Raw genomic sequence first — 25,896 nt, forward strand, 5'->3', positions numbered from 1 at the left:
GGGCGTCCGTGCAGGGCGCCCCCGAGTGTCGGCGCAGCCCGCTACCGACCGCCGCCCGGCCGACATTTCTCGCGTGCTTTTCCGGATCATCCCGAAATTACGATGGAAACCGCAACTCCAGCAATAATCGAAGAAATCGACGAGGCCCATTTTCGACGACCCGCTGACGCGCGCACAGCGGGAATCCCTAGATTGAGATGGATTTCCCGGTCGTTGACGGCTTTTCCCTTATCAGCGCAGGGATCGGCCTCGACATGGAGGAACGCATAGGCGCGAATAGCCGGTCTCCTTCGCCTGCTGCTCGGAGCGAGTCTCCCCCGTCGGCGCAACGCCGGCGACAGTGATCTCGGGAAGCGCTTCCCTTCGCGTTGGCGGCGGCGGCCGCGAGCACGCCCGCGCTGCGCATGAATATGTCGCGAGAGATTACGAAGCGCTGTTCTGCCGTGACGGCGTCAGCGCATCGGGAATGGAAACTCGCCGCGGCATGCGCGCCTTGCTCATCAGCAGATAGATCACCGGCGTCGTATAGAGCGTGAGAATCTGGCTGAGCAGCAACCCGCCGACGATGGTGATGCCGAGCGGCCGGCGCAGATCCGTGCCGATGCCGGCGGCGAAAGCGAGCGGCAATGCGCCGAACATGGCCGCGAGCGTCGTCATCAGAATCGGGCGGAAGCGCTCCTTGGCGGCGAGCAGCGCGGCCTCACGCGGCGCGAGGCCGTCCTCACGCTCGGCGATCAGCGCGAAATCGACGAGCATGATGCCGTTCTTCTTCACTATGCCGATCAGCAGCAATATGCCGATGAAGGCGATCATCGAGAATTCGACGGCGAACATCTGCAAAGAGAGCAGCGCGCCGAGCCCTGCCGCCGGCAGAGTGGAAATGATCGTGACCGGATGCACGAGGCTCTCATAGAGCACGCCGAGAATGATATAGACGGCGAGCAGAGCGACGATGATCAATATGGTCATGCTGCGCCCCACCCTGCGCGCGTCGCCGGCCTCGCCCGCGAGCTCGCCGCGCAGCCCGCTCGGCGGATTCATCTCGGCGAAGGCGCGCTCGACCGCGACGCTCGCCGAGTCCAGCGTCTCCTCCGGCGCGAGATTGAATGTGATGGTGACGGCGGGCAGCGCACCCTGATGATTGACCACCATCGGCAAGGTCGAGCGCTCGAAGCGCGCGATGGCGCTCAAGGGGATCTGTCCGCCGGAGGCGCTGGACACATAGATTCCGGCGAGATCGCGCAGATCGCGCTGGCGCGTCGACGGCGCCTCCAGCACGGCGCGATATTGGTTGCGCTCGCCATAGATCACCGAATCCTGACGCTGGCCGAAAGCGCCATTCAGCGCGGCGTCCACGGCGGAGATCGGCACGCCCAATCGCGAAGCGGCGTTGCGATCCACGGCCACTCTGGCGCTGAGACCGCCCTGCTGCCGATCGCTCGTGACATCGACGATCTGCGGAACCTTGCGCATTCGCGCGAGCACTTTCGGCGCCCATTCGGTCAATTCGGCGACATCGTCGTCGAGCAGAGTGAATTGATAAGCCGAGGCGCTCCAACGCGCATGGAGGAACACGTCCTGCGAGGGCGTCAGCATCACCTGCAGCCCGGCGACCTTGGCCAGCTCCTTGCGCAGCCGCGCGATCACCTGCTTGCTCGAGAGGCTGCGCTCCTCGCGCGGCTTCAGTCTTATGTTGAAGCGCCCCTGATTGAGCGCGGCGGTGAGCGCGCCGCCGCCGACCGACGAGCCGACGCCGGCGACATCCGGATCGGCCGAGATGATCGCCTCCGCCTGCTTCTGCAACCGGATCATTTCCGCGAAGGAGACGTCCGGGGACGCTTCCGTCGATCCGTTGACGAAGCCATTGTCGTCCTGCGGAAGATTTCCCTTCGGGATCGCCTGATAGAGATAGGCGGTCCAGCCGATGGTCCCGACGATGACGATGAGCGTCAGTCGCGGATGATCGATGACGGGACGCAGGCTGCTCCCGTACCAATCGACGATTCTGCCCAGCGCGCCCTCGACGATGCGATCGAAACGCGAGCGACCGCTGTCGGCGACGAAGGGCGCCCAGGCGCAGACCATGGGCGTCACGGTGAGCGAGACCACCGTCGAAATGAGAATGGCGGAAGCGAGCGTGTAGGAGAATTCGCGCAGAAACCGGCCCATCAGCCCGTCCATGAAGATCAGAGGAACGAAGACCGCGATGAGCGAGAGCGAGATGGAGACGACGGTGAAGCCGATCTGCCGAGCGCCGATCAGCGCCGCCTCGAAACGGCTCTTGCCGCGCGCGACCCAGCTCTCGATATTCTCGATCATGACGATGGCGTCGTCGACGACGAAGCCGACAGAAACGGTGAGCGCCATCAACGAGAGATTGTCGATGGAATAGCCCGCGACCCACATTGCCGCGCAAGTGCCGATGAGCGACAGCGGCAGAGTGACGCCCGCCGCGATCATGGGCGTCGCGCGGCGCAGGAAAATGAAGACGACGCCCATCACCATGGCGACGGAGAGCAGCAGCGTGCGCTGAATCTCGCCGACGCTGGCGCGGATCGTCTGCGTGCGATCGGAGAGGAAGCCGATCTCGACGCCGGCGGGAATCCAGCGTTGGAGTTCCGGCAGCAGCGCTTTGATTTTCTCCACGACCTCATTGACATTGGCGTTGGGCTGACGCGCGACATTGATGAGAACGGCGGGCCTTCCATTGTACCAACCCGCGGCGAGGCGGTTGCGCACGCCGCGATCGACATTGGCGACGTCGCCGAGCTTGACGACGACGCCCTTCTCCGCCGAGACGACGACGCCACGAAAATCCTCCGGCGTCGCCAATTGGTCATTGGTCTCTATCGTCCAGCTGCGTTCGTCGCCGTCGAGCGAGCCGACGGCCGTGCGCACATTGGCCGTGGTGATCGCCGCCGCCACCTTGTCTATGCCGACGCCCATGACGGCGAGGCGCGCGGGATCGAGCTCTATGCGGATCGCCGGCTGCTCCGATCCGGCGATGCGCGCCTCGGCGACGCCGGGCACGCGCGCGATGCGCTGCGCGATGATGGAATCTGCGGCGTCGAAGATCACGCCGCTCGGCAGCGTGTCCGAGGTGAGCGCGAGGATCATCACCGGCTCCAACGCATCGGTGGATTTGCGCAAGTAAGGACGCTGCGGCATGTCGCTCGGCAGATCGGTCAGCGCGGCGTTGATCGCCGCCTGCACGTCGCGCGCCGCGGCGTCCAGGCTGCGGCCCATGTCGAACTGAACCAATATTCGGGAGGTTCCCGTCCAGCTCGCAGAGGTGATCTCGGTGACGCCCGCTATGGCGCCGAGCTGCCGCTCGAGCGGCGCTGCGACCGAGGCCGCCATCGTCGCCGGATCGGCGCCGGGCCGGCTCGCCGACACGCTGACGGACGAATAATCGAGCGAAGGAAGCGAGGCGACGGGAAGGAACAGATAGGCGACGCAGCCGACGACGAACAGCGCGATGGCGAGCAGAGTCGTACCGACCGGCCGACGGATGAAAGGTTCCGAAATATTCATTCCGCGGCCTCCCTGCGCAGCGCGACGATGCGGCTGGAATCGGGCGGAGGCGCGCCGCCGCCGAGCCGCGCGCGGAGCCTCTCCACGCCGAGATAGATGACCGGCGTCGTATAGAGGGTAAGCAGCTGCGAGAGCAGCAGGCCGCCGATGATGGCGACGCCGAGCGGAATGCGCAGCTCCGAGCCCGGCCCATGCGAGAGGGCGAGCGGCAGCGCGCCGAGCAGAGCGGCGAGCGTCGTCATCATGATGGGCCGAAAGCGCAGACGCGCCGCGGTCACTATCGCCTCGCGCGGCGACAGACCTTCGCGGTCGAGCTCGAGCGCGAAATCGATCATCATGATCGCATTCTTCTTCACTATACCCATCAGCAGCAGCACGCCGATGAGCGCGACGATCGACATGTCGAGCCGAAAGACCATCAACGCGAGCAGCGCGCCGACGCCGGCCGAAGGCAGAGTGGTGAGCACGGTGAAGGGATGAGCGAAGCTCTCATAGAGCACGCCGAGCACCACATAAATGGTGAGCAAGGCCGCGAGAATGAGCCAAGGCTCGCTCTCCAGCGATTTTTGGAATTCGGCCGCATCGGCGGAAAAGACGCCGGTGACGGCGCCGGCGAGGCCGATCTCACGCTCGGCGCGTGAGACCGCGTCCACCGCCTCGCCGAGCGAGACGCCGCTCGCAAGATCGAAGCTGATCGTCGCCGCGGGGAATTGATCGAGATGCGCGACGGAGAGCGGCGCGGTCGTCTCCTCGACGCGCACGAAAGCGCCGAGCGGCGTCTGCGGGCCGCCGCCCGGCGGCGAGACATAGAGCTTTTCGAGCGCGCGCGGCCCACGCAAATATTGCGGCGCCGCCTCGAGCACGACGCGATATTGATTGGCTTGGCCATAAATGGTGGAGACCTGCCGCTGGCCGAAAGCGTCGTTGAGAATATCGTCGACGTTCTGCGCGGAAATGCCGAGGCGGCCCATCTTCTCGCGATCGATGCGCACGAAAGCGCGCAAGCCGCCGTCCTGTGTCTCGCCCGCGACATTGCGCAGCGCCGGCTCGCTGCGCAGCTTCGCGAGGAGCTTGCCCGCAGAATCCAAAAGCTCGCGGCGATTGGCGGAGGTGAGCGTATATTGATATTGCGAGCGGCTGGCGCGCGTCGTGATCTGTATGTCCTGCACCGGCTGCGCATAGGCGGTGACGCCGGGTATGCGGTCCATCGCCGTCTTCAGCCGATCGGCGATCTCATCGGCGGAGGCGGCGCGTTCATCCTTGGGCTTCAGCGTCGCGGTGAGGCGACCGACATTGGCGGTGGCGTTGAGCGGCCCGACGCCGAGCACAGAGACGACGCCGGTCACATCCGCGTCCTTGCGCGCGATCGCCGCCGCCTCGGCCTGCAGGCGCCGCATGATCTCGAAGGAGGCGTCCGGCGGACCCTCCATCACAATCGAGAGCAGGCTCGTGTCCTGACGCGGCAGAAAGCCTTTCGGCATGACGACATAGAGCGCGATGGTGACCGCGAGCGTCGCGCCTGTGAGGATCAGAATGAAGCGCTGGCGGCCCATCGCCCAATCGAGCGTCGTCTCATAGAGACGATCGAGCCGCGCGGAAAATCCGCCGGAGCGATGATCGCTCCCGCCGCCGCGCAACACTCTGGCGCAGAGCATGGGCGTCAGAGTGAGCGAGATCGCCGCTGAGGCGACGACCGCGATCGTGAGGGTGAGCGCGAATTCACGAAACATGCGCCCGACGACGCCGGTCATGAACAGCAGCGGAATGAAGACGGCGATGAGCGAGACGGTGAGCGAAACAACGGTGAAGCCGATCTCGCGCGCGCCGTCGAGCGAAGCGCGCAGCGGCGTCTTGCCGCCCTCCATGCCTCGCACGATATTCTCGATCATCACAATGGCGTCGTCGACGATGAAGCCGGCGCCGATGGTGAGCGCCATCAGCGACAGATTGTCGAGCGAAAAGCCGGCGCCCCACATCACCGCGAAGGTGACGATGATCGACAGCGGCAGGCTGACGCCGGCGATGATGGTCGCCCGCGCGCTGCGCAGAAAAAGGTAGACGACGAGCACGACGAGCGCCGCGGACATCGCCAGGGTGAATTCCACATCGGCGATGGAGGCGCGGATCGTATCGGTGCGGTCGGAGACGACGTCCAGCGTCATGCCGGCCGGCAGCGCGCGGCGCAGAAAGGGAAGCTGCCGCTTCACCAGCTCCACCGTATCGATGATATTGGCGCCGGGTTGACGCGCGACGTCGAGCACGACCGATTGCTCGCCGTCGAACCAGGCGCCGACGCGGGAATCCTCTAACCCGTCGACGACATCGGCGACGTCGCCGAGCATCAAAGGCGCGCCATTGCGCCAGGCGATCACCAGAGTCTTATATTGCTCGGCGGCGAGAATCTGATCATTGACCTCGAGCGTATAGGACTGGCGCGCGCCGTCGAGCGCGCCTTTCGCGCCAGATATATTGGCCGAGGCGACCGCCTGACGCAGATCCTCCATGTTGAGATTATTGGCCGCGAGCCGCGCGAGATCGGCCCTTATGCGTATGGCCGGGCGCACGCCGCCTTCCACCGACACGCGGCCGACGCCCGCGACCTGCGATAGGCGCGGCGCGATCACCGTGTCGGCGAGATCGGAGAGATCGCGCAAGCTCGCGGTCGGCGAGCGCAGCGTGAGCGCCATGACCGGCGTGTCCGCCGGATTCACCTTGGCGTAGATCGGCGGATAGGGAAGATTGCGCGGCAGCGTCGACGCTGCGGAATTGATCGCCTGCTGCACATCCTGAGCGGCGGCGTCTATGTCGCGATCCAGCGCGAATTGCAGCGTGATCTGCGAGAGGCCGAAGGAGCTCTGCGACGACATGGAGGAGAGCGACGGGATTTGCCCGAACTGCCGCTCGAGCGAGGCCGTCACCAGAGCCGCGATCGTATCCGGATTGGCGCCGGGCAGGCGCGTCGTCACCTGAATGGTGGGGAAGTCCATCTGCGGCAGGGGCGCGATCGAAAGGCGCAGAAAGCCGAGCGCGCCGGCGAGCAGCAGAGCGAAGGCGAGCAGCGATGTGGCGACGGGCCGCTCGATGAAAGGCGCCGATATATTCATTGCGCGCGGCTCATTTCTTCTCGCCTTCCGCGCGCTTTCGGCGCTTCTCGCCGCCGTCGCGCGGCGCCTCGCTCTCGGCGACGCGCACCTTGGAGCCGCCGGCGAGACGCGAGAAGCCGGAGACGATGACCTGCTCATTCGCGCCGAGCTCGGAGTCCAGCACCGCGATGGCTTCGTCCTGGCGCCGCGTCACGACATTGCGCAGCACCGCCGTTCCATCCGCGCCGAGCAGATAGATGAATGCGCCATTGGCGCCGCGCTGCACGGCGAGGCTCGGCACGGTGACGGCGTTGGCGATCATATCGACCGTCACGCGCACATTGACGAACTGCCCCGGCCAGAGAGCGAGATCGGGATTTTGAAACACCGCCTTCACGCGCACCGTCCCGGTCTGCGCGTCGATCTGATTGTCGATGACCGCCAATTCTCCGGTCTCGATCACCGTGGAATTATCCGCGGCGAGCGCGGCGACCTTCGCATGGCCCGCCGCCTGCGCCTTTTGCAGCTGCGGCAGCGATTGCTGCGGAACGGTGAACACCACCCATAGCGGCTTCAGCTGCGTGACGACGACGATGCCGGTCTGATCCGATTTGTGCAGAATATTGCCGACATCGACGAGACGAATGCCGGTGCGCCCGTCTATGGGCGAGCGGATCGTCGCGTAATCGAGCGTCGTTTCGGCATTGTCGATCGCAGCCTTGTCGGCGCGCAGCTGCGCCTCGAGCTGAGCCACCAGCGCCTGCTGCGTCGCCGCCTGCTGCTGCGAGCCGAAATTGGCGGCCGCGAGCTTGCGATAGCGCTGCGCATCGACGCGCGCATTGGCGAGATTGGCCTCGTCCTGCGCCATTTTGGCGACGGCCTGATCATATTGCGCTTTGTAGATCGACGGATCGATGCGCGCGAGCACGTCGCCGCGTTTCACCTCCTGCCCCTCGGCGAAGGAGAGCTCGATCAGCCGCCCGTCCACCTGCGTGCGCGCGGTGACGGTGTTGAGCGCCTGCACCGTGCCCACGGCGTCGAGCGTCACCGGCACATCGGCGAGACGGACGAGCGCGACCGAGACCGTCACCGCCATTTGATCGCGTCGCTTGTCGCCCGCGGCGCCCTCGTGCGCCGGCGCCTCGGCCGCGCCGAAGACGCGCCAAGCGATCGCTCCGCCGATGACGAATGTCAGCAGCAGAGCGATCGTCGCGCGGCGCCGGCCCGCGAAGATTTTTCCGATGAGAGCCTTTCGGCTCTGCGCGGCGACGGCGTTGTCCACGCCCTGCGCCGCGCGCTCTTTTCTCAGGACCAAACGCATTCTGAACGCCCTATTCGCGTTAGTTGGCCGCCAGAATCTTCGGCCCGACGCGGAAGATGCGCTGCGGAACGGCCGAAGGCTTGCCGATATCATTCATGTCCGGCGCGCTCTCCTTGAAGCGCAGGCCCGCGACCTCATACAGCGGACCGCATTCCGGATCGGCGAGCCCGCTCATGCAGCCGGTGGCGCCGCCGGCGTCATGCGAGAGATCGACGCCGGCGAGCAGCGCCTCGAGATCGAGAATCACATGCTGCTTGGCGGGATCGAAAGCATCGAAGCGCACGGCGATGCGATTGGGCGCGGCGCAGCTCGCGATCTCGCCGGTGAGCGGATCGCCTTTGCAGCCGGTGGAGCCGAAATGCATCATCCAAGTAGAAGCGGTGATGGTGCCGTCGCCATTGACGCGCGGCTGCTCCTTCTCCTTGGGCGCCTCCAATTTGACGATCGCCTCGAGCCGCGCGGCCTCGGCGGCGCTCGGCGCGGCGGGCGCCTCCCTCGGCAGACGCGCCGAGGGCGCCTTGCGCATGACGCCGCCTTCGGGCTCCAGCTCTATGGCGATGAACTTGCGGCCGGCCTGCCAGCCCCAATTCATGCCCTGCACGTCCAGCGGCGCCGGAGCGGTGGCGAGATTGGAATGATTGAGCGCGACATCATTCCCTTGTGCGTCCTTCGCCAGGCTCGGCACGCCGACGGTGAAGACGAGGCCCTTGTATTTGCCGACAGGAACGCCGCCCGTGATGACGTCATTGGCGCCGCGCGTGCCCTTGCAGCGGCCCTTCTGATTTTCGAAATCGATCAGCGCGACATGAGGGTTCTGCCAATCATTGCTGTCGAGCGCGACCGGCGTCTCCTTGCCGTCGGCGTCGATGAGCGCGAGATTGGAGACATAGAAGCGCGCGTCGCGCAATTGCGCGGCGACTTTCGTCACGCCGAGCGCGGCGATGGGCTTGCCGCATTCGACCGGAGCGCCGCCCGCCTGAAAGGCGAAGTGAATGGCGACGTCCTGCCGAACGGCGGGCGACGCCGCTTGAGCCGGAAAGGCGGCGAGAAGCAAGGGCAATAGGGCGGTCTTGTGATAGGCGCGCATATTTTTCTCCTCTTACTCGATGATGCTGCGGATCAATGTGATTTTTCGACGAAGGCCATTGCAGGGATGGACACGGCGGCCGGCTTGGCCGGCGCGCGCGCCGCGGAGGCGACGCGGGCGGCGCGCTTCTTCCACCAAATGTAGACGCCGGTGACAGAGAGCATGACGACGCCGACGCCGAGCACGCAGACGAAGATGCGGAACCAGAGGCCGAACAGATTGGCGAGATGCATCTCGACGATCCAGGTAGTGAATGTGTTGCCGGAATGCTGTCCCGTCGGCGTGCGCAGCGAACGGAACGCGCCGCTCGACGCGTCGAAGACGACGCTGGTGCGGCCGAATTTCAGGCCGATGTCGCGGCTGGAGCGCACCGAATATGTGTAGCTGTTCGGCGCTTCCTGATAGGTGAGGCGAAACGGCCGCTCCACGGTGAAGCCGCCCTCGCGCGCTTGCTCGGCCATGAGGATCTCGCCGAGCGCCTGGGCGCGTTCAAAGCTCATCGGCTCCTTTTCCGCCTTGTGCATTTTCGCGCCCATGGATTTGCCATGCGCCATCGGCGCCGGCGCGTCGAAATCGGAGATGGCGCGCATCACCGGATTATAGACGTCGCGCATGTTGAAATAGACGCTGGACCAGCCGAACAGCAGCAGCACGGCGAACATCCACAGGCCGAAGGCGCGGTGCAGATCGAGATTGACGCGATAGAAGGAGCCGCTGAGCTTGACGAGCCATGCGGGCTTCCAGCGCGCGAGCCAGCTCTTGCGATTGCCCTTGCCGGTGGAAATCGGCAGAGTGAGATAGAGCCCGTTGAAGCAATCGATCGTCCAGACGACGGCGACGATTCCGAGAATCCAGCCGCCCCATTCGCCCATGGCGAGACGGAAATGCAGCCGATCGACGAAAGGCATGATTCCCGGGCCGCTGGTAATCGGCGGCTCCTTGTCCAGCCTGCCGAGCTCCTCGCCGGTGACGGGATCGAGATAGAGATGATCGAAGCCGAGCGGCGGCGGCTCGGGACGCGTTCCGAGCACATATTCGTCGCCGACGACGGGATCCGCAAAGACCTCGCTATAGTCTGGAACCAGCGGCAATTGACGCGGCGTCATCGAGACGCGCGCGGTCCCCGGCTGCACGAAGGAGACTTGCGTCGCGCGGCCCGCGCGAACCAGCGTCTCCGCGCGGCGCGCGAGCTCGCCGAGCGAGAGCGTCTCGCCCTCGCGCGGACCGGGATAGATCTGCGGCGCGAGCAAATGATTGAGCTCCGGCAGAAAGGCGAGAAGACTGCCCGTCGCGCCGACGACGATCAAGAATCCGGCCATGAGCAGACCGGTCCAGCGATGAAGAAAAGCCCAGAAATTCCTCGTTATCATGATCAGTCTCCCTCGATTGCGGGATCGTTATGATGCGGCTCCTCAGGGTCGGTACTGCTCCTCGCGACGAAACAGTGGCTCGGCGCCGAAGTCGTATTTCAGCTCCGCGAAAAAAGTGCGCTGCGGATAGGGCGCGAAGAGATAGTTGCGATAATTATTGATATTGTTGACGCCGGCGACGGCGGTCCAATTGGGCGCGAATTTCCAGCTTCCGCGCAGATCGAGCTGGATATTGCGGCCATAGGCGCCGAAGGTCTCGGTGTTCCAATCGTAATTGTCGAGCTGGCCGTGCGAGGCGGATTTGTAGCGAAAGCCCGCGGACAGCGTCAGATCCTTGGTCACATGATAGGTCGCGACCCATTTGACCTTCCAGCGCGGCATTTGCAGAACGTCCTTGCCGACATAGCGCTGGTTCTTCTGATTGGAGAGAATCTCGTCGGTCGTGTAGGTGGCGTTGGCGTCGAGGTCGAAGCCGTCGACGAGAATGTCCTTCAAGCCGACGGCGCCCTCGACGCCATTGTAGCGAACCTTTCCGACATTGGAGAAATTGGTGACATTGGGAACGACCGTGACGTCCGTTTGCGAGACGATGCCGTTCCAGCGATCCTCATGGAAGAAGGCGAGATGCGCATTATGCGCGCCGAACAGATATTCGGCGGCGAGCTCGTAGGAGTCGGCCTGCTCCGCCTTCAGATCCGGGCTGTTGATGACGATGCCGCTCGGCGACACGGTGCGCTGATAGAGCTCTGTGACGCCCGGAAAGCGGGTGACATTGCCATAGGAGCCGCGCAGCAGCAGATCGGGCGTCGCCTGAAAGGCGAGCGAGGCTTTCGGCATGAAGGCGGCGAGATCGCGCTCCGGCTGCCGCGTTCCCGTTCCGCGCGCATTCTCGTTGAAGCCGTCGAAAGCGCGCCACCACTCCTGGCGTCCGCCGAGCGTGAGCGTCCATTGCGGCGCGAGCTTCCACACGTCCTGAACATAGACGGCTCTGTTCTCGGTCTTGCCATAGGAGCGCTGCGCCTGCTGCAGGTAGTAGGACGACCAATAGGTCGGCGTGCTCTGCAAATGCAGCTTCAGCGTATATTCGTCGAGATGTCCGCCGAAAGAAACTTCGTGCTTGCCGAACAGCTCCTCCTCCGGGCGCCAGATGAAGCGCATGTCCATCACCTTCCAGCCCGTGCCGCTGTATTCGCGCGTCTGGCCGGAGGTGTCGACGCCATATTTCAACGCCGAGACGCTGACGTCGCGCATCAGATCATAGGAGCTGCCGACCAGCTCCATGTCGAAGACGCCGCCGGTCTGCGTCTTGAACTCGGCGCCCTGCATCAGATGCAGGAACTCCGTATGCGAGGGATTTAGCCCCGAGAGGGCGAAATTGACGCCATTCATCGTGATACGGCCATTGCTCGTGTTGTAGACGGGCAGTCCGGTCGTCGCGCTTCTCAAATAGCTCTGCGGATCTATGTTCAGGCCGAGCTGCATCAGCCCGATCGTGTAGCTGAGCCGCGCATCCTTGTTGAAGTCATAGGCGAGCTTCAGCGTGCCGACATTCTCTTCCGTCGTCTGCAGGCCGGCGGTGCCGAACACGCCGCGCGGCGCGCCTTGTCGATCGACATCGAAATAGCCGCCGACGACGGGCGTTCCCGCTGCGCCGCCAGGGCTCGACGAGCTGACATAGGAAATCGGCTGCGAATGCGTCAGCAGATGGTTGTAGGCCGCGCGCCAGGAGAAATCGCCGATGCGGTCGCCGACCGAGACGCCGCCGGTGAAGCCGGGATTGGTCCTGTGCGTCGCATATTGATCGTCATAGGGCGCGAGAATGCCCTGCAGATTGGAGTGCAGCTCGAATTTCTCCGGCATCTTCGTCGTATAGGTGATCACGCCGCCGATGGAATTGCCGGAATAGAGCGCGGAATAGGGCCCGTACATGACATCGATGCGCGACACCTCCTCGGGCACGATCATCGAATATTTTGGCGTGTGCTCGCTGGCGCCGAACAACGCCGAGATCAGAATCCCGTCCTTATAGACGAGCTGCCTCTGCGGCTCGAACGGACCGATGGTGCGGCCGGTCATGCTCTGGAAGCGGTCGCCGGGGAATTTGGCCGACATGTCGAGGCTCGGCGCATAGCGCAGCATCTCGATCGCCGTTGTGGCGTTGACCGTTTCCGCGATCTTGGCGGCAGTCACCGTATGGACGACGGCTGGAATATGGTCCGGAATGGCCTTGGAGAAGGGCTTTTCGGCAACCGCCTTCGCCGGCCCCGACGACGACGCGTCGCCTCCTCCCTCGCCCGCCACTTCGATTTCCGGAAGGGCCTCCTGCGCGAAAGCGCAGAGCGGCGAAACGACGGCGAGCGTCAACGCTGCGACGGACGCGCCGCCGCGGAACAGGTAACGAGACATGATTTCCCCCCAACAGCCGGAACAAAACCGGCGTTTCCTTCGACTTCGGCCGACAGGCGTCAGGAGAAACGGGGAGGGGCGTGGGAAGGCGGCTTACGACCGGCTATGAAAAAAGAGATGAGCGGATCGGCTGCCGGAACGGGCGCCGCGACAGGCGGGAAAGGCGCGAGCCGCGACGCCGCTGCGACGACCGCGAAAATCGCCGCGCAGCAGAGAACGCAATGATCGCAATGGCTGGAATGATGCGCGTCGGCAGGCGCGTCGTCGCCGCCGGCGAGACGGCAGCCGATCGAGACGCCGTCGCTCCCGTCCGCGGGCATGGAGGCGGCCGACGGCGCGACGCCCTGCAACAGCAGAGCGCATGACAGCGCGAGCAAGGCCAACCAACGCCTGAACATATTTGGTATTCCGCCGCGAACGCCAAAAGATCACTCAATTGTTACCAATCACCGCCCGCCTTGGCAAGAGCTTGTGTCGCTCGCGTGACGTTTCCAGCTTTACGTGTTACCAAATTGCAACATTCATGATGAGACGGCGCTCATCGCAGCCGGCGCGGACAAATGTGCGTCGACTCGGCAAATCTCGCATATTCGCGCAAATAGCTCACAGCGCGTCCTCGACCAGCGCGCCGATCGCGCTTGTCGCATGGGGCGCGAAGGGACGAAAGCCGACGACGAAGGTGGCTCCGCCGCCGGGCGTGTCCGCGACGCGAATCTCGCCGTCGAGCTCGCGCGCCAGCTCCTTGACGATGGCGAGCCCCAATCCTGTGCCCGGAGTCGTCTCCTCCTTGCGCCAGAACGGCTCGAAGATCAGGCTGCGATCCTCGAGCGCGACGCCGCTTCCATGGTCCACGACATCCGCTCGGGCGTCCGCGCCGACGCGCACGATCACCGTTCCGCCTTCGGGCTCTGCGCGCAGCGCATTTTCGACGAGATTGCCGAGGACGCTCTCGATCGCCCAGGGAAATCCGCGCACCATGACCGGCTCGTCGGGCCCCTCGAATGCGATCTCCTTTTTCGCATCGATCGCGACGGGCATGAAATCGGCCGCCACTTTCAACGCCGTCGCGCCGAGGTCCACGCAAAGACTCATGTCGCAGCGACGCTCGCGCGCCTGCGCCAGCACCAGCAATTGATCGACGATCGTTTGGATTCGGCGCACATCGCGCGTGATCTCGCGCTTGAGATCGGAGCCGTCGAGCTTGGCGACGCGCGCCCGCAGCACGGTGATCGGCGTGCGCAGCTCATGCGCGGCGTTGGCGGTGAAGCGCCTTTGCGCGGCGACGCCTTCCTCGACGCGCGCGATCGCGCCATTCACCGCCTCCACGAAAGGCGTGATCTCGATCGGCAGGCCTTTGGCCCCGAGCGGCTTGTGCAGCGAATCGACAGTGATGGCCGCGGCCTCGACCGTCGCCGCCCGCAGCGGCGCGAATGAGCGCCGCACGACGAGCGTCGCGACCAGCGCCGCCGCCGAGCCGAGCGGCAGAAAAGCGATGAAATTATTGAGCGAGAGGAAATTCACCAGCTGCCAGAGCGCGTCGTCCCAATGGAACCACGCGCCATAGGTGGCGATGGTGAGCTTGCCGAAGGCCGTGTCGATCGAGCGCACATAGCCGCGCGCGTTGGGATCGGGATCGTCGGAGACATGGAAGAGGCCGCTATAGCTGTCGACTCCGGCGCGGCTCAGGGCCGTGAACAGCCTCTCGTCCGAGCCTGCAACGAGCTTGCCCGTCGCGCGTTCGAGAATGGCGAAGCGAAATTGCGGATTGCGCTCGAACTGACTCTGCAGCGCCGGAGTCCGCGTCACCGTGAGCGCGCCGTCCGGGCCTTTGCGCAAGGCGCCGGTCAAAATTTCCTTCGACCGCTTCGTCGTCCAGCTCTCGAGGCTCGAATTGGAGCTGTCGCCGATATGCAATGCGGAGAGCGGCAGGAACACCGTCACCGGCAGAGTGAAATAGGCGACGAAGGAGCCCAGAATCCAGTAGAAGACGAGCCGGGCGGAAAGCGATTGCGTGAATTTCATTCCTCGGCGCTCCGAATGAGATAGCCGATGCCGCGGGCGGCGTGGATATCCGCTCGCGCGCTCTGATTCTTCAGGCGCTGACGCAAACGATGAATCAGCATCTTCAGCGCGTCGGCCTGATCCGCGCCCTGGCCGCCGTAGATTTCGTCGAGCAGATCGGCGCGCGTCACGGCGAGGCCGGCGCGGCGCATCAGCGCGCCGAGCAGGACAAGCTCCAGCTTCGGCGCTAGAAACAGCCGGCCATTGACGAAGCCGCGCTGCTCCTCGAGCTCGAAGCTGAGCGCGCCCACCCGCACGGAGGGCGCCGTCTGCGGGCCCGGACGCCGCAGAACGGCGCGAATGCGCGCCATCAGCTCCTCGGGGTCGAAAGGCTTGGTGAGATAATCGTCGGCGCCCGCGTCGAGGCCGTCGATCATCTCGTCTATGCCGCGCATGGCGGTGAGCATCAGCACGCGCATGTTCGGCCGCCCCTCACGCGCGGAGCGGATGATCGAGACGCCGTCGCCATCCGGCAGCCGCCGATCGAGCAGCATGACGCTATAGTCACGCGCCTCGATCGCCGCGCGCGCCTCCGCGACAGCTCCGACGATATCGGCGGCAAAGCCGGCGTGGAGCACTTTCTCCGCCAGCAGAGTGGCGATCTCGGCCTGATCCTCGACGATCAATACGCGCATCGAATGTCCTGTCGCTTTTGTCCCGTCGCCCGCTCGAGCCGCGGCGCCGAGCGGGGCCCGCGCGAAACCCGTCTTGTCGTCCAGGCAGGACTGTCGTCGAAAGCCTCGGACGTCTTCGACGCCACCTTCATCGTATAGCCCGTTACTCACATGCAAATATCATATTTTCCGACAGAGGCTCGATCGCCAGAACTCTAGCGGCGTCACTCCGAAATATCCCGATGACTCGAATGTCGTGAGATTGTGGCGGCATCCGGGCGGTAACCTCTTGCGATACTTCGAAAATAGCGGCCATAGTATCATCTGTCTACATATCGTGTCGAAATCGCAGGGAAGCGTATCATTTCTTTACGCTTCGACGGAGCGCACGGTCGCCGCAACGGCGGCGGAGCATGGCGACGCGTCTTTTTCTGGGATACGAGCGATAGGAGGACAGGAAAAGCAGTTTCCGCCTCCCGATGCAATAGCGGAGAATTTTTCCTTGAGACGCTTGATTTCCACGGTAACGTTTCGGAAACTTCGGCCGGCGGCGGAAACAATATGCATATCCTGCTCGGCGGGCGACTTCGGCCCCGCGGCGCGAGCGGACGAGACTTTCGAGGAGGCCATCTTGACCAATGACACGATCACGGCGCCGCGCGCCGCCGAGCAGGGCGCTCGCGCCGATATGTCCTGGCGCGTTCACGCCCGCCGCTTCTACCTCGCCTTTCATCGCTGGACGGGTCTGATCCTCGGCGCGATCTTCGTCGTCGTGGGCCTCACCGGCGCGCTCCTGTCCTTCGCGCCGCAGATCGACGCGGCGCTGCATCCGCAGTTGCTGCGCTCGACGCCGCCGTCCACCGACGCCCCCTACGCCTCGCTCGACGAAATCTATGCCGCGGCCATCGCCGATCTGCCGCGGGACGCGACGCCGAGCTTCCTGGCCATGCCGCGCGGTGGCGAGGGCGTCGTCTCGCTCTCCTACCGCCTGCGGGACGCGGACGATGTCACGGAAACGCATCGCGTCTTCGTCGATCCTTATACGACGAAGGTGACCGGCGACCGGACGATCAAGAAAGGCGACGACGAAATCCGCCAATTCTTCTTCAATTCCGTGCGCAGCCTCCATTACACTCTGTGGCAGGGCTCGGATCGGTCCTGGCTGGTCGGCGGACCGGCGCTCGTCCTGCTGCCGTCCATGATCCTCGGAATCGCGCTGTGGTGGCCGCGACCGGGCCAGTGGCGGCTCGCTTTCGCCATCAAGCGCAAGGCGAGCGCCGAGCGGCGGATTTTCGACCTCCATAGGGTGGTGGGCGCCCTCGTCGCCATCGTGCTGTGCTGCTCGCTGACCTCCGGCTGCTTCTTCGTCTTCCGCCAGCAGGGGCGCGATCTCATCCGCCTGGTCTCGAGCGTGCGCGAGGCGCCGCGCGGCTTGGCGTCGAGGCCGATCGCGGATCATGACCCGATCGGCCTCGACGCCGCCCTGCGCATCGCCGAGCGGAGCTTTCCCGGCGCCGCGCCGACGGGGTTCAGCCTGCCGGCGAATGCGAAGGGCGTCTATGTCGTTTCCATGCGGACGCAGGACGAGCCCAATCACGCCAATGGCCGCAACCGGGTGACGATCGACCAGTTCAGCGGCCAGGTTCTCTTCACCGAGGATCGCAGCGCCTTCAGCGCCGGCGAGCGCTTCCTCGAATGGCTGCTGCCGCTCCATTCGGGCGAGGCTTTCGGCCTCGGCGGCCATGTCGTGATCTTTCTCGCCGGCCTCGCACCCGCCTTCCTCTATGTCACCGGCTTCATCCGCTGGCGACAGCAACGCCGTCGCCGCGCTGTTTCGGCGTGAGCGAATCTGTTAATGTCGCCTCGACAGAAAGGCTCGAAGGAATGGCGCGTCTTCCTCTTCTCTCACTGCTTTTGGCCGGAGCCATCTCGCTTTCGGGAGCCTTCGCCCCGAAAGCGGCCTGGGCCGGACCCAATGTGCCCCTGTGTCTGGCGATGCAGAACAATTACAATGAATGCGTGCGGCGCGAGCGCGCGCGGGACCATCGTCGTCACGAATATGAGGATGAATGGGGCCGCGGCCCGCCGCGCGAGCATCGGCGCCACGGGTCGGATTGCGGCGCATGGCTCGTGCAGCTGAAGGCCCAGGGCTGCTTCTGAGCGCAGCGCGTCAGTCGTTGTAGAGCAGGCCGGCGACCGTGGCGCTCATGCAAGTGGCGAGCGTCCCGGACAGGATGGAGCGTAGGCCGAGACGCGTGATCTCCGCGCGCCGGCCCGGCAGCATCGCATTCAGCCCGCCGACGAGAATGCCCATGCTGCCGAAATTGGCGAAGCCGCAAAGGGCGTAGGTGAGGATGAGGCGGCTCCGCGGCGACAGCGCCTCGGCGCTCAACCCGCTCATGTCGCGATAGGCGACGAATTCATTGACCACCGTCTTCGTCGCCATGAGCGAAGCGGCCGCCGGCGTCTCGCTCCACGGCGCGCCGATCAGCCATGCGACCGGGCGGAACGCATAGGCGAAAGCCAGCTGCAGGCTCGGCGTCTCGCCGCCGATCTGCGGCAGATGAGCGAGCGCCATATTGACGAGCGTCACCAACGCGATCGTCGTCAGCAGCACGCTGACGATGCCGACGAGCGGCGCGACGCCGTCGGCGACGCCCTTGACGATGGCGTCGAAGGCGCCCGTCGGCGGATGGTCGATGGCGAGCTGCGCTTCCGCGTTCTCCTTATAGACGTCCCACGGCGACATGACCGCGGCGACCGCGATCGCCGCCGGCGTCGCGATCACCGAGGCGATGAGGATATGGCCGAGCGCGTCCGGCAGGAAAGGCGCGACGAAACCCGCATAAATGACCATCACCGTGCCGGCGACTCCGGCCATTCCGCAACTCATCAGCGCGAATAATTCGCCGCGCTGCATGCGCCCGAGATAGGGGCGGATCAACAGCGGCGCCTCGATCATGCCGACGAAAATGTGAACCGCCGCGCCGAGCGCCAGCGCGCCGGAGAGGCCCATGGAGCGCTGCAGCAGAAAGGCGAAGGCGCCGGCGATCCGCTGCAAGACGCCCCAGTAGAAAAAGAGAGAGGCCAGCGCCGAAATTGTCAGCACCATGGGCAGCGCCTTGAAGGCCAGAATGAATCCGGCTCCGGGCGTCTTCTCCTCGAAGGGCGCCGGGCCGCCGCCGAGATAGCCGAAGACGAAGCCCGAGCCCGCCTCCGTCGCCGTCTGCAGCGCATTGGCTGCGTCATTGGCGAACAGCACCGCCTGTCTCGCCGGCGGGAAATGCACGAGAACCAGCGCAACGGCCAATTGCAGCGCCAGCCCGCCGAAGACGACGCGCCAGGGAATGCGTCGCCGATCGTCGCTCAGCGCAAAAGCGATGAGAAGGAAGCAGAGGAAAGCGAGCAGGGATCGAGCGATATCCGCCATGGCGTCTGTGATCTCCGATCGGGAGGCTTCGTCGAGGACGTTCCGGCCGAGCCCGATTCTGTCGGGCGAGGATCTATGCGCTCGGCAGGCGCCAGAGCGATGCAAATTCTGGGTCCAGGCGAGAGGAAGAGGCCGCCCAGGCTGCTTAGCGCCGCGATTTGTGGCTTTCGCCACATCTTCCCGTCGCCATCCGGGCAAGAAACCAAAGGCGGGCGACGCCCGGCGAGTGCGACGACTTCATCCGGCCAATATGGAGAACGACAAATGAAACTCGACTTTTCCGCTTTTCGACTTCCGACGAGCCTGCGCGCGAAAACGCTCACGCTGATTTTGGGCCTCGCTCTCGGCGTCGCGGCTCTGTCGCTCGGCGGCTGCACCTGCATGGACGCCGACGGAAACTCCGTCGCCTGCCCCGACGCCTATTGATCGAGCCGAAAGTCGGCGAACGCGCCGACGAATGGCTCAGACCGCGGCGCGCTCGCCGCTCGCGAGCCAGCGCTCGAAATCGCCGAGCCGCTGGAACGGGAAGGCCGGCAGATTCGCGTCGCGGCCGCGGATCGGCGCCTCGACGCCGCCGCTCGGCGGCCGCAGCTCCGCCGCGGCGCAGGTCTCCAACGACACCAGCGCCACGCAATTCATCTCCTTCGTCAGCGCCTCCAGCCGCGCGGCGATATTGCCGGTGTCGCCCAAAAATTGCAGCGACTGCCGATCCGAGTGGCCGACCGCTCCGACGATGGAGAGACCGCTGTGCAATCCGACGCCGAAGGCGAGCGGCGCGTCGAGATCATGGGCGAATTCGCGACTGACACGGCGGATCGCGCGCCAGACGCCGCGCGCTGCGCGCAATGCGGCGCGAGCGCCTTCGGCGGCGTCGCCGTCCAGCCGGAACAGGCTCATGACGCCGTCGCCGGCGACGCTCGTCACATGTCCGCCCTCCGCCAATATGGCTGTCGTCGTCGCGCGTATATAGGCGTCGACGATATAGATCGCGTCATAGGGAAGCCGGTTGGCGGCGAGCTTCGTCGAATCGCGCAGATCGACGAACATCGCCGTCACGAAAATCTCGCGGCCCTGGTCGAGCAGCACGCGCAGCCCGTCGAGCGGGCTGTCCGCCGGCAGCATGGGATAGACGCCGAGATCGCAGCTCGGTCGCGTCTGGCAGGCGAGGCGCACGCCCTCGGGCGCGCCGATGCGGCGCAGCGTCGCGAGCTCCGCTGGGCTCGGCGGCGGCAGCTCCGCCGCGCCATGGAGCACGAGAATGCGACAGGTGGAGCAGCGCGCGCGTCCCCCGCAGACGGAAGCATGCGGAATGCCCTTGTAGCGGCTGGCCTCGAGCACGGAAAAGCCGAAAGGGGCGCGGACGTTGCGGCCGTCGCGATAATCGATACGCACTGTGTCGAACAGACGTTCGCGAAGATTGCGCGAGGCGCGCAGCAGCAGAACGCTCGCGAGCAGAATCAGATAGCCGACTTGCAGATCGAGGATGATCGCGCCGAGCGCCGCCGGAACATGCGCGTGCGGCGATGCTTTCGCCGGCGGCCCATGCGCCTCGATGAATCCCTCGTCCATATAGGCGCGCAGAATGAGCTCCCAGCCGGAGTTGAGCAGGCCGGCGATGGCGAATGCCGGCACGGCGAGCGCCAGCAACAGAAAGAGCGTCGTGCGGCGGCGATACCAGTCGTGATAGCGCAGCCACATGTGAAAGCCGATGCAGCCATGCGTCCAGATGAAGAGCATCAGCAGAAACTGGCGCGGCAGGCCGATGGTCGGATCGGTGATCCAAAAATGATAGAGGATGCGAAAGTACGAATCCTCGAGTCCGAATTGGAGCACGGCGACGCGCGTGTCGGTGACATGAGGCGCGAGCAGCAGCGGAATGGCGAGGCCGAGGCAGAGCTGCCAGGCCTCGATCGCCGGCATGCGCAAATGCCGCCGGCGATAGAGCGCATAGAGACCGAGCGACATGTGAAACGTGAAGCACAGGAGCAGCAGGGCGACGCCGAAGCTCGTGCGCCAGGGCGCGAGTATCACGTCATGGCCGATCGCCTGCAGATTGTCGAGAAAGAACAGCCCCGTCGCATGCGAGATGAAATGGCAGGTCGCATAGGTGAAGAGAATGAGCCCGGTGGTGAGGCGAGTTTGGCGCTCCAAATCGAAGTTGACACTCGAAACCGACATGGATCATCCTTCGATGCGGTAGGAAGACGAATTTTCAGGAACGCGGCATGATACGAAAAAACCAGACGCTTGCACGCGTTAGTTTGTTTCGCTCGCTGCCCCGGGAGGAGGTGGCGAAGCTCGACGCGCGTTGCGTGTGGCGCCGCGCGCAGGAGAAGGAGTGCATCCTCAATTTCAAGGACGACAGCGCCGACATCTATTTCGTGACTTACGGCGATGTCCGCGTATCGATCCAGAGCGTCGCCGGCAAGGATCTGTTGCTGCGCGTCATCGAGGAGGGCGGGTTCTTCGGCGAGCTCTCGGCGCTCGACGGCAAGCCGCGCTCGGCGGCGATCCATGCGATCACCGACACCGTCATAGCGCGCATGAGCCCGACGATCTTTCGCGACGTCATTCATCGCTATCCGGACGTCTGCGATCAGGTGCTCGAGACGCTGACCGCCGAGGTGCGCCGCCTCGCGACGCGTGTGAACGAATTCACCAATCTCGACGTCCGCGGACGCATTCATGCAGAATTGCTGCGGCTGGCGCGCAGCGACGCCGGCGGCGAGAATCGCGGCGTGATTTCGCCCGTCCCGACGCATGCGGAGATCGCCGCGCGCGTCAGCACGCATCGCGAGGCCGTCACGCGCGAGCTGAACCGGCTGGAGCGCGCGGGCCTGCTCGAGCGGCGCCGCGGCGCTTTCGTGCTGCTCGATCTCGCCGAGCTCTCGGCCTCTGTCGAGCCGGCGCGGTAGGAGGCGCCCCCGCGCGGCACGGTCGTTGCTACCCGCGTCGGGACGCGGGGGACGAGACGATGAGCAAGTTTATTTACGCCCATGCCGGCGACGCCGACTGGAAAATCGCCTTGGCCTCCTGCCGCGAGCAGATCGAGCGCGGCTTGCAGGACGCGCCCGTTCCCAATCTCGGCTGGTGCTATGTGACCGACCATCACACGCAGGCGGCGGGGAGCATAATCTCCGCGCTCCGGGAAAATTTGCCCGGCGTCCATTGGGTGGGAACAGTCGGGGTCGGCGTCGGCGCCGGGGCGATCGAATATTTCGACGAGCCGGGGATCGCGATCATGCTCGCGGATCTGCCCGCCGGCTCCTTCGAGCTCTTTTCCGCTCCGGAGCGGCTGGACGGCGCCGCATCGGGCTTCGAACCCTTCACGGCTCTGGTCCACGCCAGCGGCGGAACCCCCGATCTGCAGGCGAAGCTCGAAGCCGCGAGCGCAAAGCTCACCACCGGCTATTTGTTCGGCGGGCTGTCCTCGGCGCGCAATCAGGCCCTCTGCTTTGCGGACGAGGTTCTGCCGGGCGGCCTCACCGGGGTCGCCTTCGGCCCGCAGGCGACAGTGTTCTCGCGGGTCACCCAGGGTTGCCAGCCGATCGGCCCGCTGCGCGCCGTCACCCGCGCGCAAGGCAATTATCTGGTGACTCTGGACGAAAAACGCGCTCTCGACTGCGTTCTCGAGGATCTCGGCCTCGCGCCCGACGTCGGCGACGTAGAGCTGCGTCAACAGCTGGCCCAGACGCTGGCGGGCCTCGTCGCCACCGGCGAGGACGTTTCCGCCCGGCCGGGGCAATTCGGCGCGAACACGGAAGTGCGCCATATCGTCGGCGTCGGACGCAAGGGCGGGTTGCTGATGATCGCGGAGCAGATAAAGGACGGCATGCGGCTCGCCTTCTGCAAGCGCAACGCCGAGGCGGCCGAGCACGATCTGCTGCGCATCGTCGAAGAGGTGCGAGCCCAGGCGGAGGCCGCCGGCGGCATGAGGGGCGCTTTGTATATCAGCTGCTCGGGACGCGGCGGGCCGCATTTCGGCGAACCTCACGCGGAGTTCCGCATGGTGCATCGGGCGCTGGGAGGCGAGACGCCCTTGGTCGGCTTTTTCGCGGGCGGCGAGATCGCCCGCCACCATCTCTACGGCTATACTGGGGTGCTGACGGTTTTCGCCGGAGCCTGAGGACGAGGACAGCGCCAAAATGACGCCAGAAGCGGCGGAGCGAAGCAGCGAAGACCAGAGCCGGATCGTCTCCGCCTTCGGGGTGGCCATGCCGCGCATCATCTATGGCACGGCCTGGAAAAAGGAGCGCACCGCGGCTCTCGTGGAATTGGCGCTGCGCTCCGGCTTTCGGGGCGTCGACACCGCCTGTCAGCCCAAGCATTACGACGAAGCCGGCGTGGGCCAGGGACTGGCCGCCGCGCTCGGCGCCGGGCTGGCCCGCTCGGACATCTATCTGCAAACCAAATTCACGCCGTTCCGCGGGCAAGACCCCGAAAATATCCCCTATGACGCCGAGGCGAGCCTCGGCGAGCAGGTGCGGCAATCCTTCGAGGTCTCGCTGCGCAATCTCGGCGTCGATTATCTCGACGGATTGGTCCTCCACTCCCCCTATCCAGAGGACGAGGATACGTTGGAGGCGTGGCGGGCGATGGAAGGCCTCTATGATCGCGGCGGCGTGCGCCAATTGGGCGTCAGCAATTGCTATGAGCCGTCGCGGCTGGAGACCTTGTGGAACAACGCCAGGATCAAGCCCGCGGTGATCCAGAACCGCTTCTACGCCAAGACCTTCTATGACCGCGACCTACGCGCCTTTTGCGCGGACCACGGCGTTCTCTATCAGAGTTTCTGGACCTTGACCGCCAATCCGGAAATCTTGGCGAAACCCGAGCTCGTCGCCCTGGCCGACAAATATGGGCGAAGCCGGGCCCAGCTGTTCTTCCGCTTCCTGACGCAACGAGACATTCTGTGTCTGACCGGCACATCCTCGCAAGCTCATATGCTCGAGGATCTGGCGATTTTCGATTTTCGCCTGAGCCGAGAGGAATGCGACGTCCTGGACGCGCTGCTGGACGGCGAGCCGGCCTGAGGAATCGCCGGAAACCGCCCTTGCATTCTCGCGCCCGGCCGAGGATCATGCGCCCCGCTTGGTCGCGCGGCATGGCGCGACGAACCGCATCAGGGCCAACGCATTTCCATGGCGAAGACGCTCGCACCCGAAGATCAGAGCTTCTGGCAGGATCTCGACGACGAAGATCGGAACAAGATCAAGGCCTGCGTGCAGATTCGCCGAATCGCGCGCGGCGAAGCGCTGATCGAGCAAGGCGCGCCGTCGGAGACGCTCTATATCGTCAATTTCGGCCAGTTCGGCGTGACCAACGCCGGCGATGGCGAGATCGTCGCCGAGATCGGCAAAGACCAGCTCATCGGCGAAATGGGCTTCTTCACCGGCGAGCCGCGCAGCACCAATGTGATCGCCATGCGCGATTCCGAGGTGCTGGAGATCGATCGGCCGCAATTCGACGCGCTCGTCGCGCGTTTCCCCGATATGCAGCGCGCCGTCACGCGCTCGCTGGCCAAACGTCTCGCCCGCCTCGGCGAGATCACGCGGCGCAACTTCCGCCAGAGCAGCCGCGTGCGCGTGATCGCGCTGATCGCCGCGGGCAGCGGAGCCATTCCGGAAGGTTTCGGCCCGCGGCTGCTGCGCGCGATCGATGCGCGCGCGCGCGGCAGCCTGCGCTCCTCCGCCGATGCGCGCGCTCATTTCCCCAGCGGCGATTTCGATCGCTACGCCGTCGCGGATTGGCTCGGCGAGCTGGAGCAGGAGAATGATTTCGTCGTCTGCGTCGCCGACGGCGAATTGAACGAATGGACCCGCGCCGTCCTGCATTCGGCCGATCTTCTGCTCATGGCCGTGAATGGCGGGTCGCAGGCGCTCAATCCGATCGAGAATTTCGCCTTCACGCTGCTTCCCGCGAGTCGCCGGCGCATCGTCAAGCTCTGTCCGCATCGGCCGCAGGACGCCGATCCTTCGGCGCCCTGGCTGCGCGAGCGCGACGTCTTCATGTTGCATCACGTCGCCTTGGACTCCGGCGCGGATTACGATTGTCTGGCTCGCTTTCTCACCGGCCAGGCGATCGGCTTCGTCGCCGGCGCCGGCGGCGCGCTCGGCCTCGCCCATATCGGGATCGTCAAGGCTTTTCAGGAGGCCGGCGTCGTCTTCGATATTTTCGGCGGCAGCAGCATCGGCTCCGGAATGGCGGTGGCCTTCGCGCAATTGAAGAGCCCGGAGGAGGTGGAAGCCGCCATTCACGAGATTTTCGTGCAGAACGCGGCGTTGAAGCGCCTCACCCTGCCGAAATTCGGGCTGCTCGACCATACGATTCTGGAGGCGACGCTGGCGAAGTCCTACGGCTCCATCGCTTTCGAAGATCTCTGGCGGCCGAGCTTCGCCATAGCGACCGATCTCTCCACCTATACGATGCGCGTCATTCGCTCCGGCCCGACATGGCAAGCGGTGCGCGCCTCCTGCGCCATTCCCGGCGTGCTGCCGCCCTTCTTCGACGAGGACGGCCATATGCTCGTCGACGGCGCCGTCTCCGACAATGCGCCGATCGCGCCCATGCACGGATTGAAGAACGGCCCCAATGTGACCGTCGATCTCAGAAACTCCGATCCGCGGCTCTATGATTTCGACTATCGCGATCTCCCCGGCCGCAATGAATTGCTCGCAGCGATCTTCAATCCGCTGCGCCGCAAGCCTCTGCCCGATTGCCCATCCCTCGCGAGCGTCATTCAACAGGCCGTGTTCAGCAACATTCGCGAGAAGCCGAATGTCGCGGCCGAGTTCGACCTCACCGTGCAGCCGCCCGTATGTCCCGGCGCGAGCTTCATGACCTGGGACAAGCACCGCGAAGTCGCCGAATTTTCCTATAAATGGGGCTTGGAGACGATCGCCCGGCTGGAGGCGGAAGGAAATCCGGCGCTCGCCGAGATGCGCCGCCTGTCGCAGCCGAGCTGATCGCCGCTCCGAGAAGCCCGCCGAC

Annotated in this window: 18 protein-coding genes; 7 read left to right on the forward strand and 11 right to left on the reverse strand. The window is 65.0% G+C overall.

The window, feature by feature from the left end:
- Positions 1-423 precede the first annotated feature (423 nt).
- From IY145_RS08250 to IY145_RS08290, 9 genes are all read right to left on the reverse strand, one after another.
- Positions 424-3,534 (reverse strand): efflux RND transporter permease subunit, encoded by a 3,111-nt coding sequence (locus tag IY145_RS08250; RefSeq protein WP_196407770.1) that lies wholly within the window; start codon positions 3,532-3,534, stop codon positions 424-426.
- On the reverse strand, positions 3,531-6,638 hold the full coding sequence (locus IY145_RS08255) for an efflux RND transporter permease subunit (protein ID WP_196407771.1): 3,108 nt from the start codon (positions 6,636-6,638) through the stop codon (positions 3,531-3,533). The genes IY145_RS08250 and IY145_RS08255 overlap by 4 nt, the downstream gene beginning before the upstream one ends.
- 10 nt (positions 6,639-6,648) lie before the next feature.
- Positions 6,649-7,938: an efflux RND transporter periplasmic adaptor subunit gene (locus IY145_RS08260; protein ID WP_246721859.1), complete on the reverse strand. Its 1,290-nt coding sequence runs from the start codon at positions 7,936-7,938 to the stop codon at positions 6,649-6,651.
- Between the two features lie 19 nt (positions 7,939-7,957).
- The gene (locus IY145_RS08265; RefSeq protein WP_196407772.1) at positions 7,958-9,025 is read right to left on the reverse strand and encodes an MbnP family copper-binding protein; all 1,068 of its coding nucleotides are present in this window, start codon (positions 9,023-9,025) and stop codon (positions 7,958-7,960) included.
- Positions 9,026-9,057: 32 nt separating this feature from the next.
- The gene (locus IY145_RS08270; RefSeq protein ID WP_210332640.1) at positions 9,058-10,395 is read right to left on the reverse strand and encodes a PepSY domain-containing protein; all 1,338 of its coding nucleotides are present in this window, start codon (positions 10,393-10,395) and stop codon (positions 9,058-9,060) included.
- Positions 10,396-10,437: 42 nt separating this feature from the next.
- Positions 10,438-12,801 carry a TonB-dependent receptor gene (locus tag IY145_RS08275; protein ID WP_196407773.1) on the reverse strand — a complete coding sequence of 788 codons (2,364 nt, stop codon included), beginning with the start codon at positions 12,799-12,801 and terminating at the stop codon, positions 10,438-10,440.
- A gap of 59 nt (positions 12,802-12,860) precedes the next feature.
- Positions 12,861-13,199, reverse strand: coding sequence for a DUF2946 family protein (locus IY145_RS08280; protein ID WP_196407774.1), 339 nt, complete (start codon positions 13,197-13,199; stop codon positions 12,861-12,863).
- 205 nt (positions 13,200-13,404) lie between these two features.
- Entirely contained in the window at positions 13,405-14,823 is a 1,419-nt protein-coding gene (locus tag IY145_RS08285; protein ID WP_196407775.1) for a HAMP domain-containing sensor histidine kinase, read from the reverse strand.
- Positions 14,820-15,497 carry a response regulator transcription factor gene (locus IY145_RS08290; protein WP_196407776.1) on the reverse strand — a complete coding sequence of 226 codons (678 nt, stop codon included), beginning with the start codon at positions 15,495-15,497 and terminating at the stop codon, positions 14,820-14,822. Before IY145_RS08290 ends, IY145_RS08285 begins: the two co-directional genes overlap by 4 nt.
- Positions 15,498-16,107: 610 nt before the next feature.
- Here IY145_RS08290 and IY145_RS08295 point away from each other — a divergent pair.
- Complete coding sequence (locus IY145_RS08295) at positions 16,108-17,319, forward strand: PepSY domain-containing protein (RefSeq protein WP_196407777.1); 1,212 nt, start codon at positions 16,108-16,110, stop codon at positions 17,317-17,319.
- 41 nt (positions 17,320-17,360) lie between these two features.
- Positions 17,361-17,636 carry a hypothetical protein gene (locus IY145_RS08300; RefSeq protein WP_196407778.1) on the forward strand — a complete coding sequence of 92 codons (276 nt, stop codon included), beginning with the start codon at positions 17,361-17,363 and terminating at the stop codon, positions 17,634-17,636.
- Between the two features lie 10 nt (positions 17,637-17,646).
- Here the strand turns inward: IY145_RS08300 and IY145_RS08305 are convergent, their stop codons facing one another.
- Complete coding sequence (locus IY145_RS08305) at positions 17,647-18,906, reverse strand: NupC/NupG family nucleoside CNT transporter (RefSeq protein WP_196407779.1); 1,260 nt, start codon at positions 18,904-18,906, stop codon at positions 17,647-17,649.
- Positions 18,907-19,170: 264 nt separating this feature from the next.
- Between IY145_RS08305 and IY145_RS08310 the strand changes: the two genes are divergently transcribed.
- Positions 19,171-19,332, forward strand: coding sequence for a hypothetical protein (locus IY145_RS08310; RefSeq protein WP_196407780.1), 162 nt, complete (start codon positions 19,171-19,173; stop codon positions 19,330-19,332).
- A 36-nt stretch (positions 19,333-19,368) separates the two neighbouring features.
- Here the strand turns inward: IY145_RS08310 and IY145_RS08315 are convergent, their stop codons facing one another.
- Positions 19,369-21,084: an adenylate/guanylate cyclase domain-containing protein gene (locus IY145_RS08315; protein ID WP_196407781.1), complete on the reverse strand. Its 1,716-nt coding sequence runs from the start codon at positions 21,082-21,084 to the stop codon at positions 19,369-19,371.
- 110 nt (positions 21,085-21,194) lie between these two features.
- Here IY145_RS08315 and IY145_RS08320 point away from each other — a divergent pair, with 110 nt between their 5' ends.
- From IY145_RS08320 to IY145_RS08335, 4 genes are all read left to right on the forward strand, one after another.
- Positions 21,195-21,821, forward strand: coding sequence for a Crp/Fnr family transcriptional regulator (locus IY145_RS08320; RefSeq protein WP_312030566.1), 627 nt, complete (start codon positions 21,195-21,197; stop codon positions 21,819-21,821).
- A 59-nt stretch (positions 21,822-21,880) separates the two neighbouring features.
- Positions 21,881-23,032 (forward strand): FIST N-terminal domain-containing protein, encoded by a 1,152-nt coding sequence (locus tag IY145_RS08325; protein WP_196407782.1) that lies wholly within the window; start codon positions 21,881-21,883, stop codon positions 23,030-23,032.
- A 19-nt stretch (positions 23,033-23,051) separates the two neighbouring features.
- Positions 23,052-23,939 (forward strand): aldo/keto reductase, encoded by an 888-nt coding sequence (locus IY145_RS08330; RefSeq protein WP_196407783.1) that lies wholly within the window; start codon positions 23,052-23,054, stop codon positions 23,937-23,939.
- Positions 23,940-24,047: 108 nt separating this feature from the next.
- Entirely contained in the window at positions 24,048-25,871 is a 1,824-nt protein-coding gene (locus IY145_RS08335) for a patatin-like phospholipase family protein (RefSeq protein WP_196407784.1), read from the forward strand.
- Positions 25,872-25,896 lie beyond the last annotated feature (25 nt).

It is taken from the genome of Methylosinus sp. H3A (genome assembly GCF_015709455.1).
GTDB lineage: Bacteria > Pseudomonadota > Alphaproteobacteria > Rhizobiales > Beijerinckiaceae > Methylosinus.

What these genes read in the sequence shown, in the direction of transcription:
- IY145_RS08250 (WP_196407770.1), bottom strand. Translation starts at nt 3,534, where the DNA reads ATGAATATTTCGGAACCTTTCATCCGTCGGCCGGTCGGTACGACTCTG.
- IY145_RS08255 (WP_196407771.1), bottom strand. Translation starts at nt 6,638, where the DNA reads ATGAATATATCGGCGCCTTTCATCGAGCGGCCCGTCGCCACATCGCTG.
- IY145_RS08260 (WP_246721859.1), bottom strand. Translation starts at nt 7,938, where the DNA reads ATGCGTTTGGTCCTGAGAAAAGAGCGCGCGGCGCAGGGCGTGGACAAC.
- IY145_RS08265 (WP_196407772.1), bottom strand. Translation starts at nt 9,025, where the DNA reads ATGCGCGCCTATCACAAGACCGCCCTATTGCCCTTGCTTCTCGCCGCC.
- IY145_RS08270 (WP_210332640.1), bottom strand. Translation starts at nt 10,395, where the DNA reads ATGATAACGAGGAATTTCTGGGCTTTTCTTCATCGCTGGACCGGTCTG.
- IY145_RS08275 (WP_196407773.1), bottom strand. Translation starts at nt 12,801, where the DNA reads ATGTCTCGTTACCTGTTCCGCGGCGGCGCGTCCGTCGCAGCGTTGACG.
- IY145_RS08280 (WP_196407774.1), bottom strand. Translation starts at nt 13,199, where the DNA reads ATGTTCAGGCGTTGGTTGGCCTTGCTCGCGCTGTCATGCGCTCTGCTG.
- IY145_RS08285 (WP_196407775.1), bottom strand. Translation starts at nt 14,823, where the DNA reads ATGAAATTCACGCAATCGCTTTCCGCCCGGCTCGTCTTCTACTGGATT.
- IY145_RS08290 (WP_196407776.1), bottom strand. Translation starts at nt 15,497, where the DNA reads ATGCGCGTATTGATCGTCGAGGATCAGGCCGAGATCGCCACTCTGCTG.
- IY145_RS08300 (WP_196407778.1), top strand. Translation starts at nt 17,361, where the DNA reads ATGGCGCGTCTTCCTCTTCTCTCACTGCTTTTGGCCGGAGCCATCTCG.
- IY145_RS08305 (WP_196407779.1), bottom strand. Translation starts at nt 18,906, where the DNA reads ATGGCGGATATCGCTCGATCCCTGCTCGCTTTCCTCTGCTTCCTTCTC.
- IY145_RS08310 (WP_196407780.1), top strand. Translation starts at nt 19,171, where the DNA reads ATGAAACTCGACTTTTCCGCTTTTCGACTTCCGACGAGCCTGCGCGCG.
- IY145_RS08315 (WP_196407781.1), bottom strand. Translation starts at nt 21,084, where the DNA reads ATGTCGGTTTCGAGTGTCAACTTCGATTTGGAGCGCCAAACTCGCCTC.
- IY145_RS08325 (WP_196407782.1), top strand. Translation starts at nt 21,881, where the DNA reads ATGAGCAAGTTTATTTACGCCCATGCCGGCGACGCCGACTGGAAAATC.
- IY145_RS08330 (WP_196407783.1), top strand. Translation starts at nt 23,052, where the DNA reads ATGACGCCAGAAGCGGCGGAGCGAAGCAGCGAAGACCAGAGCCGGATC.
- IY145_RS08335 (WP_196407784.1), top strand. Translation starts at nt 24,048, where the DNA reads ATGGCGAAGACGCTCGCACCCGAAGATCAGAGCTTCTGGCAGGATCTC.